This is a genomic window from Stagnimonas aquatica, assembly GCF_003730135.1.
GTDB lineage: Bacteria > Pseudomonadota > Gammaproteobacteria > Nevskiales > Nevskiaceae > Stagnimonas > Stagnimonas aquatica.
Map to the genome: position 1 here is coordinate 200887 of NZ_RJVO01000002.1, position 13373 is coordinate 214259.

Consider the following 13373-nt stretch of genomic DNA (forward strand, 5'->3'; position numbering starts at 1 on the left):
GCATTTTAGAGCAGCGAGGGCCCGGCTTCCAAGGCCGGAAACAGCCGGGATGCCAGCCCGGCCGGCGCCTCGCCTGCCCGCTGCTGCAGCCACAGGGGGGCGCCCAGGTGTTTTTCCAGGGTTTCCAGGTTGCCTTGCAGGCGCGGCAGGTCGGGGTCACGCAGATTGCCAACCCAGCCGGCCAGCCGGGTTCTGCGCTGGATCGCCTCGGCGCTGAGCAGGGCGTGGTTCAGGCAGCCCAAGCGCAACTCCACCACCAGCAGCACCGGCCAGCCCTGCGCCGCCACCCAGTCGCCCAGGAACAGCGCCGGCCCCAGCGGTGTCAGCCAGCCGCCGGCCCCTTCGGCGATCACCACTGAATGGCTTGCCGCCAGCCGTGCGTGCGCTTCAGTCAGGCGCGCCGGCGAGATGACCTGCCCCTGCTCCGCCGCCGCCAGATGGGGAGCGATGGCCGGGCCGAAGGCATAGGGATTGACCTCGTCATAGGCGGCGCCGCTGCCGCTGGCGGCGATCAGCGCCAGGGCGTCTTCGCTGCGCCAGCCGTCGGGCGTTTCCAGGCAGCCCGAGGCCACCGGCTTGTAGCCGCAGACCTTCAGCCCGTCCTGGCGCAGGCGGCGCAGCAGGGCGCTGGCGACATAGGTCTTGCCGGCATCGGTGTCGGTGCCGGTGACGAACAGGGTCTGCGCCGGGAACGCGGCCGTCATGGCGAAGCCAGGGCGGCAGCCAGCGCCGCCAGCAGGCCATCGACTTCCGCCTCGGCATGGCCGGCGGAAAGGGTAATGCGCAGCCGGGAGGTGCCGGCCGGCACCGTCGGGGGCCGGATTGCCGCCACCCAGTAGCCGCGCTCATAGAGCGCCCGCGACACCGCCAGCGCCCGCGCCGCCTCGCCCAGCACCAGCGGCTGGATCGCGGTTTCCGAATCCGACAGCGGCAGACCAAGCTGGGCGGCCCCGGCCCGGAAGCGGGCGATCAGCCCACGCAGCCGCGCCCGCCGCTCGGCTCCCTCGTCGGCGCGCACCAGGGCCAGCGCGGCGCGGGTCGCAGCGGCCAGCGCCGGCGGCGGCGCGGTGGAGAACACCCAGGTGCGGGCGCGCTGGATCAGGTATTCGATCAGGGTTTCGCTACCGACGATGGCGGCGCCGGCGGTTCCCAGCGCCTTGCCAAAGCCGGTCATCAGGATGTCGGCCTCGGCGCCGCAGGCTTCCAGCGCGCCGCGCCCGCCAGCGCCGAGCACACCGAAGCCGTGGGCGTCGTCCACCATCAGCGCTGCGCCGTGCCGGGCCGCCAGCCCGGACAGCGCCGGCAGCGGCGCGAGGTCGCCGTCCATGCTGAAGACACTGTCGGTGGCGATCAGCCGCAGGCAGCCGGCGTCGGCGGGTGCGGCCTCCAGCGCCCGCGCGAAGTCGGCGACCTGGGCGTGCGCGGCGCGGACATAGCGCGCGCCCGACAGCCGGCCGCCGTCGATCAGCGAGGCGTGGTTGAGTTCGTCGGCAATCAGCAGGTCCTCACGCCCGAGCAGGGCGCGCAACACGCCGAGATTGGCGGCCCAACCGGAGGAGAACAGCAGGGCGCGCGGTCGGCGCAGGAAGTCGGCCAACTCTTCTTCCAGCGCCGCGTGCTCGCGGTTGTAGCCCGACACCAGCGCTGCCGCGCCGCTGCCGGTGCCCTGCTCCAAGGCTCCGCGCGCGGCGGCCGCCAGACGCGGATCACCAGCCAGGCCCAGGTAGTCATTGGCGCAGAAATTCAGGCAGGCGCGACCGTCGACGACGATGCGCGCACCGTGGCCACCATCGACGATGCGGCGCAGCCGGTACAGATCGGCGGCCCGGATGCGCTCCAGTTCCACCGCCAGACGCCGGTCCAGAGGCGAATTCACCGCCGAGGCTCCATCCACGTTCACGCTCTCCTTGCCAGCCCCGCGCCAGACGCGGGCTCGCGCTGTCTCAGCCGCAGCAGGAGGTCGCCGCCGCCGCCGCACCGGCTCCGCAACCGGCGCCCGCTTCGGCAGCGGCGGAAGGCGCCACCGCGCCCTCGGTCTGGATGCCCAGTTGCACCAGCAGCGCGCGGTCGCGGGCGTTCTGCGGGTTCTCGGTGGTGAGCAGCTTCTCGCCGTAGAAGATCGAGTTGGCGCCGGCAAAGAAAGCCAGGGCCTGGGTTTCGTCGCTCATCGCGGTACGGCCGGCGGACAGCCGCACGTAGGAGGCCGGCATCAGGATGCGCGCCACCGCGATCACCCGCACGAACTCGATGCCGCCCAGCGAGTCGGCGCCCTTCAGCGGGGTGCCGGCGACCTGCACCAGATCGTTGATCGGCACGCTCTCCGGATGCGGACTCAGGTTGGCGAGTTGCTGCAGCAGGCCGGCGCGGTCGGATTGCTCCTCGCCCATGCCGACGATGCCGCCGCAGCAGACCTTCACCCCCGCCGCGCGGACATTGGCCAGCGTGTCGAGGCGGTCCTCGTAGGTGCGGGTGGAGATGATCTTGCCGTAGTACTCCGGCGAGGTATCGAGATTGTGGTTGTAGTAGTCGAGTCCGGCGCCGGCCAGGCGTTCGGCCTGCGCCGGCTTGAGCATGCCCAGGGTCACGCAGGTTTCCAGGCCCATCGCCTTCACACCGCGCACCATCGCCTCGACGCGCTCCAGGTCGCGATCCTTCGGCGAGCGCCAGGCGGCACCCATGCAGAAGCGGGTGGCGCCGTTGTCCTTGGCCTCACGGGCGGCTTCCAGCACCACCTCGACATCGAGCAGCGGCTCCTTCTTCAGCCCGGTCTCGAAGCGCACCGACTGCGGGCAGTAGGCGCAATCCTCCGGGCAGGCGCCGGTCTTGATCGACAACAGGGTCGAGAGCTGCACGCTGTTGGGCCGGTGGTACTGCCGGTGCAGACTCTGCGCCTGGAACAGCAGGTCGTTGAACGGCAGCGCGAACAGGGCCTCGACCTCGGCGCGGGTCCAGTCGTGGCGGAGAGCGGGCTGGGAGGTTGGTACAGAGGAAGCGTCGGCGGCCATGAGCGATTGCGGATTGCGGATTGCGGATTGCGGACGCGCCCCTGGCGCCCCGCAGCCTGACCGTGGGAAGGAGCCTGCTCCTTGACCTACAGTGAGCAGCAGTGTCGGCAGCGAAACGGGGGGCTGTCAACTTGAACTGGACCGCATTGGTTGACAGCCTGCTGCCGGCGCCCTGCCAGTTCTGCGGCGAGCCGGACTCCGGCCCGATCTGCGCCGCCTGCCGCGCGGACCTGCCCTGGAACCAGCCAGCCTGCCCCGGCTGCGCCCTGCCCCAAGTATTCAGCACGGGCGTATCGCCCGTGACCGGCGCCCCTCTCCCGCTTGCGGGAGAGGGGGGAACCCGGGGCGAAGCCCTGGGTGGGGTGAGGGCGTTACCGCTGACTGACCTGCCCTGCCCAGCCTGCCAGCGGAAGCCGCGCGCCTTCGATGCCGCCTTCGCCGCCTTCCGCTACGCCGCACCCGGCCGCCAGGCCTTGCAGGGCCTCAAGTACAGCGCCCGCTTTCACGAGGCGCGCTGGCTGGCCGACAGCCTGGCGAGCGCCTTGCGGCAGCGCCAATCGCCACTGCCGCAGCGGCTGATTCCGGTGCCGCTGCACCGTGGCCGGCTGCTGCGCCGTGGCTACAACCAGGCGCAGGAACTCGCGCGTCACCTCGGCAAGGCGCTGGATATCCCGGTCGCGCCCTCACTGGCGCGGCGACTCAGGGCGACGCCCGACCAGATCGGCCTGAGCGCGGCCCAGCGCCGGCTCAATCTGCGCGGCGCCTTCGCGGTCAGCGCCGGGATCGAGGGCCTGCACGTCGCCCTGCTCGACGATGTGATGACCACCGGCGCGACGCTGGAAGAACTGGCGCGCGCCTGCAAGGCCGCCGGGGCTACGCGGGTGGAGGCCTGGGCGCTGGCCAGGCAGCCGCTGGGGAAGGTCACCAGTTAAAGACTCCCCTCCCCCCTCGTGGGGGAGGGGCTGGGGGAGAGGGGGAACCCGCTCGCTAGCGCCGCGATCCGCCCAGCCGCGCAGCCCCCCTCTCCCCTACCCCTCTCCCACGAGGGGAGAGGGGAACAAGCAAACAGTCCGCCCTCAGCTGAACACCGGCCAGCGATCGACGATCTTGCCGCCGCGCACCGCCAGCAGATCGCCGAACTGCAAGAGCACGCCCTCGACCTGGGTCGGGCGGAAGAACACCTGGTCGTCCACCTTCAGGCCCGCCGAGGCCGAGGCATTGACGATCTCCTGATTGGAGCTGTGGCCGTAGATGGAATTGAACTGCAAGCCCTTGGGCGACTCGTAGTCCGCCATCCAGTAGCCGCCGTAGATGAAATAGGTCTGGCGCTGGTTGACATCCCACCAGGAGAAAATCTGCGACTTCTCGTCCAGCGCCGGGATTTGCACCGGCCCGGTGGCCTTGAGCACCGGCGTGGCGATATAGACCGCCGGCAGATGGTCGGCCAGGGTGGCGAGATCGTAGTGACTGGGCTTGAGCAGGCCGGTGCCCACCGAGATGTCGTTGCTCAGGGTCTCGGTCTCGTGCAGCTTGTAGGTGGGGCTGCCGGCGGTATTGAGCGTGAGGCCTTCCTTCCAGAGGGCGGGATAGTCGCGGCGGGTCTGGTCCACCGCCGCCTGGTAGCGCGCCATCACCTTGGCCAGCAACTCTTCCGGCGTGCCCAGCGCGCCCGGCACCAGGGCGACGAAGGGGTCGTAGCCCATGAAGCCGGAGAACTCCAGTTGCTCCGGGTGTTCGGCGATCAGCTTGAGTACGTAGGCGAGCGGCAGGCCGGCCGACAGGCCGCCGCGATGCAGGCCGACATCCAGCTCCAGATTGAGCTTCAGCCGGGTGCCCAGACCCTTGGCGAGGTCGAGGTATTGCGCGGCGCGCTCGGGCGTGTCGATCAGCCACTGCAACTGGCGGGCCGGGTCGAACGGCCCCTTGAGCGTCTTGTAGAACAGTTCCGCCGAGCGTACCGGCAGCGGCTTGCCGAGCAGCACGTCAGCGCCCGGGAACATCTCGGCGTCGTGGTTGAGGAAGGGCTGGTGGAAGGACATCAGCCGGTTGGTGCCGGCGCGTTTGCCGATGTATTCGAGCAGCTTCGGCGAGGGCAGAGACTTTTCGACGATGCGGTAGTGCCGGCCCGGCTGCTTCTTCACCGAGGCGGCGACCAGGTCGATGTTGTGGTCGAGCCGGTCGAGGTCGATGACCAGACTGGGCCGCATCGGACCGTTGGCCTTCAGTTCGGCATTGAGGCTGCGGAAGTAGTCGTCGTAGGGCTGCCCCCGGTCTCCGGGGCGGGCCGCGTAACCGCCCGCCAGGGCCAGACCACCCAAACCCAACAGCACCGTGCGCCGCTTCATGTCTTCGCCCTGTTCGTAATTGCTTGTGGATGAGAGAGGCCGGCACGGCGAGCGTGGAGCGCCCGCAGCGAGGCCCGATGCGGCTTGCAATATCCTCGCCGGACGCCCTCGACGGCAACCGCTGCGCGCCGGAAAAATTAGCTCTGCCGCCGCCTTGCGCGAGCACCGCCGCTAAGCTCGCGTCTGCAACAACGGTCCGCAGAAACCGTGGAGGAAGAAATGAAAGATGCCCACTGGCGCGCCGTCGCGCTGCTCAGCCTGCTGCTCGCCGCCTGTGGCGGCGGCGGCGAGGACAGCACAGAGGCTCGCTATCAGGCCAGCGCCCGTGAGGCCGGCTGGGTCGGCGCCTGGTCGGCGGCGCCCTATGGACCGTATCCGCAAGGCCCGTTGAGCAGCGTGCTGCCGGTCGATCCCTTGGGCGCCATCACCTACTTCGAGAACCAGCAGGCGCGCGAGCAGAGCTTCCGCATGGTGGTGCATCCCACCGTGGGCGGGCAGCGGCTGCGGCTGCGTTTCTCCAACCTGCTGGGCGACCGTCCGCTGCACCTGGAGCCGGTGAGCCTGGCACTACGCGCCGCCGGCCCGGCACTGCTGCCGGGCAGCGCCAAGCCGGTGCTGTTCGCCGGGGCACCGGGGGTGCTGATCGCCCCGGGCGCGGAGGCGATCAGCGATCCGCTCGACTTCGCCTACGACTACGGCCAGGACCTCGCCGTGTCCTTCCATGTGGTCGGCGAGAGCGGGCCAATGACCTGGCACGCGGTGTCCTTCGGCTTCAACTACGTCAGCCTGCCGGGCAGCGGCGACCGCACCGCCGATCCGAGCGGCCTGCTGTTCGGCCAGACCAGCCTGGGCTGGTTCTTTTTGAGCGGCGTCGATGTCCACGCGCCCGACTCGCCCGGCAGCCTGGTGATGCTCGGCGACTCGATCACCGACGGCGCCTACGAGGTGCCGGAGACCAACACCCGCTGGCCGGACTTCCTCGCCGCCCGGCTCGACGCCCTGGGCGCCAACATGGGCGTGCTCAACCAGGGCATCAACAGCAATACCGTCACCCGCGCCGGCATCCTCGAAGGCGAGCTGTACAAGGGCCCGGCCGCCGAGGACCGCTTCCAGCGCGACGTGCTCGACCGCTCCGGCGTGCGCGGCCTGCTGTTGTTCGAGGGCACCAACGACCTCACCTCGGGCGTCTCCGGCGAGGCGCTCTACGCCGGCCTGCGGCGGCTGGTGGACCGCGCCCATGCCGCCGGCCTCTGCGTGGTGCTGGGCACCCTGATGCCGCGCGACGACCTGCTGTTCGGCTGGGACCGCGCGACCATGGAAGACCAGCGGCAGTGGCTGAATGCGCGCATCCGCAGCGACGGCGGCGTCGAAGGCATCGCCGACTTCGACGCGGTGATGGGCAGCCCGCTGGACGCCAGCCGACCCAACCCGCTGCTCTACTTCCCCGACCTGCTGCACCCCAACTCGCTGGGCTTCTATGTGATGGCCCAGGCGGTGCCACTGGAAGCCCTGGTGCCGCCGCCGCTGGGGCGTTGCACGCGACGCTAGGGCGAATCGGCACTCATTGCATTGCTGCGTTGCGAGTCAAAACCGCGCAGTGCGAGGCGCGAGACGCCGCGCAGGTTAGAACCTGGGCAAGTCTCGCAACGATGCAATGCGCGGTTTTGGCCGCAACCCTTCGGGGCCGGACTGTTTTGGCGCATCGCCACGTCAGCAAGTCCTTCAATACCGACGTATTGCGCAGACTCGCTTCCTCGCGCTGCGCCAAAACAGCCTCGGCCGCAGCGATGCAATGAGTGCCGATTCGCCCTAGGACCGCAACTCGCGGTGCAGGAATTCCAGCACCGCCAGCATCGCGCCGAGGTCCATGGCACTGCGCGAGTGATCGCCGCCGCGCACCACGTACAGCTCGCTGCGCACGCCGGCCGCCACCAGCGCGTGCTGGTAGGCCTGGGCGTCGGCCAGCGGCACCACCTCGTCGCGCGCGCCGTGGTAGAGGAATACCGGCGGGTCCTTGGCGTCGATGTTGAGCGCCGGCGAGGCGGCCACCACCCGCTCCGGCATGGTGTCCAGCGCGCCGCCGAGAAAGCTCAGCACCACCGGCTCTTTGGGATAGCGGCTGAGATCGGCCGGCGCGCCACCCGCGACCACCGCCCGCAGATGCACGCCAGCCTCGGCGCCGGTCGCCGCCAGCAGCGCCGCCAGATGCCCGCCGGCGGAGTAGCCGAAGGCGGCGATGCGGTTGGTATCGACGCGGAAATCGGCGGCCCGCCGCACCAGCATGCGATAGGCCGCCCGCAGGTCTTCCAGCGGTGCCGGAAACTGCCAGTACGGCAGCACCCGGTACTCGACATTGACCACCACATAGCCGCGCTCGGCGAGGCCCTTGGCAATGGTGGCCATGCCCTTGCGGCCGCTGCCCTGTGCCCAGCCGCCGCCATGGATCAGCAGCACCGCCGGCCGCCAGCCCCGGGTCTCGGGCAGGTAGACATCGGCCTTCAGGGCCTGCGGCCAGCTGCGCGGGGTGTAGGTGAGGTCGCGCTGCAGGCTGTAGGCGACGGTGCCGGACACCGGCTCGGCCGCCGGCGCCGCCGGCGCCGCCAGCAGCGCCAGCAGCAGCCAGAGCAGCGGCTTCAGCGCAGCCATCGGTCGAGGAATTCCAGCGCCGCATCCACCGCGCCGCCGTCGGTGAAGATGGCGCCGATGTGGCCACGACCGCGCAGGATGTAGAGCTCGTTGGGCACGCCAGCGGCATCCAGCGCCTGGTGGTAGTCCTCGGCCTGATCGAGTTTCACCAGACCGTCCATGCCGCCGTGGTAGAGGAACACCGGCGGATCGCCGGGCTTGACCTGGAGGATCGGCGAGGCGGCGTGGTAGCGCTCGGGAAAGGTCTGCTGGTTGCCATTCAAAAACTGCAACACCAGGGGATGCTCGGCGACCTTGCGCAGATCGCTGGCGGTGCCGCCCGCCACCACCGCCTGAACCCGGGTTTCCGGGGTGTTGCCCAACGCGCCGAGCATGGCCGCCAACTGACCGCCGGCGGAGTATCCAAAGCTGGCGATACGGTCGCCGCGCACGCCGTACTGCTGGGCATGGCCGCGCAGCCACTTCAGGGCTTCCTGCAAATCCTCGAACGGCGCCGGCCAGTGGTACTGCGGCGCATAGCGGTAGTTGACGTTCATCACCACGTAGCCGCGTTTGGCCAGGCGTTCGGCGATGGACGCCATCAGCTCGCGACGGTCCGGCCCCTCCCAGCCGCCGCCGTGGATCAGCAGCACCGCCGGCCAGTACAGCGGCGGGAACATGATCGAACGCGGACCGGGATCGGGCGTGTAGATGTCGGCCTTCAGGACCTCGGGCCAACCCGGCGGCGAGTAGATGACATCGCGCGCGATCTGGTAGCGGGTATGCACCTCGGGCTTGGCCGGCGTTTGCGGACGGCCGAGATGGCTGGCGCAGCCCGGCAGTGCCAGCAGGCCGGCGAGCAGCAGCGAGACGGACAGCAGGCGCATGGGATCAGCCGTAGTGGTAGTCGAGCACCAGGCCCAGGAACACCGCCAAGCCCAGCCAGTGGCTGAGCTCGAAGGCGCGGAAGCAGTCGGCGCGGCGGCGGCTGCGCGCCCGCCATTGCAGGCCGGCGGCGATCACTGCCGCCAGGCCCAGGCCGGCAAAGTACCAGCCGCCGCGCTCGGCACCCACTAGCGCCAGCAGTACCAGCGCCAGGGCCTGCAACAGGCCGGTGGCGAGCAGGTCGTGGCGACCGAAGAACACCGCCGAGGACTTCACCCCCAGCTTGAGATCGTCGTCGCGGTCGACCATGGCGTAGTAGCTGTCGTAGGCGATCACCCAGCAGACATTGGCGGCCATCAGCAGCAGCGCCGGGCCCCAGTCCACTTCGTCACGCACCGCCGCGTAGGCCATCGGGATGCCCCAGGAGAAGGCCAGGCCCAGATAGGCCTGCGGCAGGGCGATCCAGCGCTTCATCAGCGGATAGCTGGCGGCCAGCAGCGCCGCCGGGATCGCCAGCAGCACGGTGAGGGTGTTGAGCTTGGTGGCGAGCCCGTAGGCGATCAGCGCCAGCGCCACGAACACCCGCACGCCCTCCTGGCGGCTCACCCGGCCGGCGGCAATCGGGCGGTCCTTGGTTCGCTCCACACCGGGATCGAAGTCGGCATCGAGCACGTCGTTGATGACGCAGCCGGCCGAGCGCATCAGCACCGTGCCGGCGACGAAGATCCACAGCACCTTGAACGACGGCGGCCCCTCGGCCGCGAACCACAGCCCCCAGAGCGTGGGCCAGAGCAGCAGCCAGATGCCGACCGGCTTGTGCAGACGGCAGAGCCGGAGATAGTCGAGAAATTTGCTGAGCATCGGCGGTAAGAGTTGGCAGCCCGCGCACGGTCGCGGCCGCTATTGCGGGTTGATGGCGCCTAGCTTAAAGGTCATGGACGTTTCACATCGACCGCCTAAGCTCGTGACAGTTTCTTTTCGGACCTTTCCCATGCCGCGTTACCTCCTGCCGGCGCTGCTGGCGCTCAGCCTGCCGGCGCAGGCCGCGCAGATCGCCATCTCCCACCGTGGCGCCTCGGCCTACGCGCCCGAGCACACCTTCAACGCCTACGACCTCGCCATCGAGCAGGACACCGACATGATCGAGTGCGACCTGATCCTGACCAAGGACGAGGTGCCGGTGTGCATCCACGACGAGACCATCGACCGCACCAGCGACGGCAGCGGCCGCGTCGATAGTTTCACGCTGGCGGAGCTGCGGCAGTTCGACTTCGGGAGCTGGTTCAACGAGGCCAACCCGACGCTGGCCAAGCCGGAATACGCCGGCGCCCGCATCGTGCCTTTCGAGGAGCAGCTCGACTGCTACCTGCGCGTCAATCCGAAGATGCGCTTCCACGTCGAGACCAAGGACTCCGCCGGCGGCCGCGCCGAGCAGGTGATGGTGGACCTGCTCACCCGCAAGGGCCTGATCGCTACCGGCGATCTCGCCAGCGGCAATGTCCAGTCCTCGACCATCGTGCTGCAGAGCTTCAACGCCGCCAGCCTGGAGCGCATGCGCGGCCTGGCGCCGAGCATACCCACCGGCTTCCTGTTCTCGGTGCCGGATCAGACCACCCTGCCCTGGCTGCTCACCGGCAGCGGCCCGGACTACATCGACTTCTACATCCCCAACTCGGCGCTGCTGCTGCTCTACCCGCTGGCGGTCAGCGCCTTCCACGCCAACGGCCACGACGTGCAGACCTGGACGGTCAACGACAGCGCCCAGATGAACCTGATGCTGGCGCTGGGCGTGGACGGCATCTTCACCAACAACACCGATCTGCTGCGTGCCGCCATCGACGCGCGCGGCAACGGCACCACGCCGGAACAGCGCGGCAACCCCGCGAGCTTCGAGCACGGCTGCCCCGGCATCGCCGGCCGCGTCACCAGCAATCTCGGCCCTGGCGATGTCTGGGAAGCCACCGGGACGCGCGGCGTGCAGCTCAAGCCGGTCAGTGGCTCCAGCTCGGGTGGCGGCAGCGGTTCGGGCGGCAGCGGTTCCGGCAGCGGTGGCTCAAGCGGCGGCGACTCGGAAGGCAGCTTCGGCGGCGGCCTGCCGCCCCTGCTGCTGGCCGGGCTGGCGCTGGCGGCGGCCTGGCGGAGCCGCCAGCGAGGCTAGATAGCGTCCCTCTTGTCGTCGCGGGCGCGGCTCTGCACCATCGCCGCGCAACCTCAAAAGCGAGCCGCGATGGAAGACTGGGCATTACGCGCGATGGCGCGCTGGCCGAACGTGCCGGCGCTGTTCGGCTGGCTGTCGCTGGACCGGCGCGGCCGCTGGCGCATCCGTGGCGAGCTGATCAGCCGTCCGCAGATCACCGACACCTTCGACCGCAACTACGCCGCCGACGAACACGGCCGCTGGTATTTCCAGAACGGCCCGCAGCGCGGCTATGTGCAACTGGAAACCGCGCCGCTGGTGCTGCGCGCCGAGGCCGAGACACTGCGCACGCACAACGGCCTCGCCGTCGCATCGCCAACCGCCGCCTGGCTGGACGAGGACGGCGGACTCTGGCTCGCCACAGAGCACGGCCCGGCGGCACTCAGCGACCAGGAAGCCGAGTGGCTGCTCGTGCATCTGCACGGCGCGCAGGGGCCGGTCGAAGAAGCCGAGCTGGCGACGGCCCTGGCCTTGCCTGCGGGCTCGCGCACTGATCTGTGGCTGAAATGGGGCGAGCTAGCGCTGCCCCTGCACCGACTGACCCGCGCCGAAGCGCCGCAGGTGCTGGGCTTTGCCGCCGAGCCACAGCCCTTGCCGGGCGAAAAGACCTCCGAACGCGCGCCCGACTAGTCTTCGGGCATGTGCTCCCTCGCCCGCCTGCGGAGGGAGGGTTGGGGTGGGGGCGTGCTTCGATGCCTGCCGCTGTCCCCGTGGCGAACGCCCCCTCCCTAGCCCTCCCCCGCTACGCAGGGGAGGGAATCAGATACCTGGCTAGCCTCATGCCTAGCTCCCCTCTCCACCTACGGGGGAGGGGGCGTCGAACCTGCTTTTGCCTCCCCTACCCTGGTAGGGGAGGTGGCGCCGCAGGCGACGGAGTGGTGCGCCACGGGCCAGCGGCTGCGGCCGCCCAGCTCTACCCCTCAGTCACTGCGTGACATCTCCCCTACTCGCGCAGGGGAGACAAAGCGGGCGCCGGCCTGGCGAGAAGAGCTCAGAGCGCAAACCCGACTCGCTCCTTCACTCCCTCCCCCGCCTGCGGGGGAGGGTTGGGGTGGGGGCGTGCTTCGATGCGTGCCTTTGTACCTGCGACGAACCGCCCCCTCCCTGGCCCTCCCCCGCTACGCAGGGGAGGGAATAAGAACCCGCCTAGGCAGCAAACGCCTGCGCCAGCAGTTCGTAGCTGCGCAGCCGCGCCGCGTGGTCGTAGAGATTGCTGGTGATCATCACTTCGTCGGCACCGCTGTCGCGCACGCGCTGCTCGATGCCGGCGCGCAACTGTGCCGGGGTGCCGACCAGGGTGCGGCTGCGGTACTCGCGCAGCACCTCGCGTTCGTGAGCGCTGTAGGGGTAGGCGAGCGCGGTCTCCGGGCTGGGCAGCGGCAGGAATTCGCCGCGACGGATGCGCAGCCAGGCGAGGTCCATGGTCGCGGCCAGATAGTCGGCCTCGTCTTCGGTTTCGGCGCAGACCGCCGCCAGCCCCAGCAGCGCATGCGGTCGAGGGAAGGCAGTGGAGGGCTGGAAGCTGTCCCGGTAGGCGCGGAACGCCGGCCCCGCCGGCGTCGGGCTGAAGTGGCTGGCAAAGCTGTAGCCCAGGCCCAGCGAGCCGGCCCACTGCGCGCTGGCGCCGCTGGAGCCCAACAGCCAGAGCGGCGGCAGCGGCGCATCGCCGGGCATGGGCTGGATGGCGCGGTAGGGATGGCTGGTGGGGAAGGCGCGGCTGCCGCCAAAGGCCTGCAACTCGGCGAGCTGGGCCGGGAATTCGTGACCGTCGCTGGCATGCAAGGCACGGCTGGCAAGCCCGTCGGAACCCGGTGCGCGGCCCAGGCCCAGGTCGATGCGGCCGGGGTGCAGGGCCGCCAGCGTGCGGAACAGTTCCGCCACCTTCAGCGGCGCGTGGTTGGGCAGCATGATGCCGCCGGCGCCGACGTGGATGCGCGTGGTGGCGCTGGCGACATGGCCGATGAGGAGTTCCGGTGCGGCGCTGGCGACGCTGGGCATGCCGTGGTGCTCGGCAAACCAGTAGCGCGCATAGCCCAGGCGTTCGGCGTGGCGCGCGGTTTCCACCGTGCGGCGCAGCGCCTCGGCGGCGCTGCCGCCCTCCGGCACCGGCACCAGATCGAGTACAGAGAGCGGGAAGGAGAGCGACATGGTCTGAAGACGATGGCGACGCCCGCGCCCGAATCAAGGTGAGCGCGTAGAGCCCCTCTCCCCTTGCGGGAGAGGGGTTGGGGAGAGGGGTGCGAGCGGAGCGGATGCCTTCTTTCCGCCGAGTTCCGAAACGACACGACGCACCTCTCCCGCGAGGGAAGAGGGAAC

At 70.0% G+C, this 13373-nt stretch carries 12 protein-coding genes and 1 pseudogene; 5 read left to right on the forward strand and 8 right to left on the reverse strand.

Annotated elements, in window-relative coordinates:
* Positions 1–5: 5 nt before the first annotated feature.
* The 3 genes from bioD to bioB form a co-directional block, all read right to left on the reverse strand.
* Positions 6–704, reverse strand: coding sequence for a dethiobiotin synthase (gene bioD / locus ED208_RS05405; RefSeq protein ID WP_123210860.1), 699 nt, complete (start codon positions 702–704; stop codon positions 6–8).
* Entirely contained in the window at positions 701–1876 is a 1176-nt protein-coding gene (gene bioF / locus ED208_RS05410; protein ID WP_233574864.1) for an 8-amino-7-oxononanoate synthase, read from the reverse strand. The genes bioD and bioF overlap by 4 nt, the downstream gene beginning before the upstream one ends.
* A 67-nt stretch (positions 1877–1943) precedes the next feature.
* Positions 1944–3005, reverse strand: coding sequence for a biotin synthase BioB (gene bioB / locus ED208_RS05415; protein WP_123210861.1), 1062 nt, complete (start codon positions 3003–3005; stop codon positions 1944–1946).
* Positions 3006–3106: 101 nt separating this feature from the next.
* On the opposite strand from bioB, the pseudogene ED208_RS17785 reads away from it, so the two are divergent.
* Both ED208_RS17785 and ED208_RS05420 read left to right on the forward strand, forming a co-directional pair.
* Positions 3107–3265: pseudogene (locus ED208_RS17785) on the forward strand (double zinc ribbon domain-containing protein); the annotation flags it as partial.
* 102 nt (positions 3266–3367) lie between these two features.
* A complete protein-coding gene (locus ED208_RS05420; protein ID WP_199720520.1) occupies positions 3368–3937 on the forward strand; it encodes a ComF family protein in 570 nt (189 codons plus the stop codon).
* 144 nt (positions 3938–4081) lie between these two features.
* On the opposite strand, the gene ED208_RS05425 is transcribed toward ED208_RS05420, so the two are convergent.
* On the reverse strand, positions 4082–5350 hold the full coding sequence (locus ED208_RS05425; protein WP_123210863.1) for a DSD1 family PLP-dependent enzyme: 1269 nt from the start codon (positions 5348–5350) through the stop codon (positions 4082–4084).
* Positions 5351–5569: 219 nt separating this feature from the next.
* Here ED208_RS05425 and ED208_RS05430 point away from each other — a divergent pair, with 219 nt between their 5' ends.
* The gene (locus ED208_RS05430) at positions 5570–6898 is read left to right on the forward strand and encodes a GDSL-type esterase/lipase family protein (RefSeq protein ID WP_123210864.1); all 1329 of its coding nucleotides are present in this window, start codon (positions 5570–5572) and stop codon (positions 6896–6898) included.
* A 261-nt stretch (positions 6899–7159) separates the two neighbouring features.
* On the opposite strand, the gene ED208_RS05435 is transcribed toward ED208_RS05430, so the two are convergent.
* The 3 genes from ED208_RS05435 to ubiA are packed head-to-tail and all read right to left on the reverse strand — an operon-like array spanning position 7160 to position 9721.
* The gene (locus ED208_RS05435; RefSeq protein WP_123210865.1) at positions 7160–7996 is read right to left on the reverse strand and encodes an alpha/beta hydrolase; all 837 of its coding nucleotides are present in this window, start codon (positions 7994–7996) and stop codon (positions 7160–7162) included.
* On the reverse strand, positions 7984–8862 hold the full coding sequence (locus ED208_RS05440; protein WP_123210866.1) for an alpha/beta hydrolase: 879 nt from the start codon (positions 8860–8862) through the stop codon (positions 7984–7986). Before ED208_RS05440 ends, ED208_RS05435 begins: the two co-directional genes overlap by 13 nt.
* A 4-nt stretch (positions 8863–8866) precedes the next feature.
* Positions 8867–9721, reverse strand: coding sequence for a 4-hydroxybenzoate octaprenyltransferase (gene ubiA / locus ED208_RS05445; RefSeq protein ID WP_123210867.1), 855 nt, complete (start codon positions 9719–9721; stop codon positions 8867–8869).
* 130 nt (positions 9722–9851) lie between these two features.
* Between ubiA and ED208_RS05450 the strand changes: the two genes are divergently transcribed.
* Both ED208_RS05450 and ED208_RS05455 read left to right on the forward strand, forming a co-directional pair.
* Positions 9852–11018: a glycerophosphodiester phosphodiesterase gene (locus ED208_RS05450; protein WP_158608446.1), complete on the forward strand. Its 1167-nt coding sequence runs from the start codon at positions 9852–9854 to the stop codon at positions 11016–11018.
* 69 nt (positions 11019–11087) lie between these two features.
* On the forward strand, positions 11088–11687 hold the full coding sequence (locus tag ED208_RS05455; RefSeq protein ID WP_123210869.1) for a DUF2946 family protein: 600 nt from the start codon (positions 11088–11090) through the stop codon (positions 11685–11687).
* A 516-nt stretch (positions 11688–12203) separates the two neighbouring features.
* On the opposite strand, the gene ED208_RS05460 is transcribed toward ED208_RS05455, so the two are convergent.
* Positions 12204–13205: an LLM class flavin-dependent oxidoreductase gene (locus ED208_RS05460; RefSeq protein WP_123210870.1), complete on the reverse strand. Its 1002-nt coding sequence runs from the start codon at positions 13203–13205 to the stop codon at positions 12204–12206.
* Positions 13206–13373: the final 168 nt, after the last annotated feature.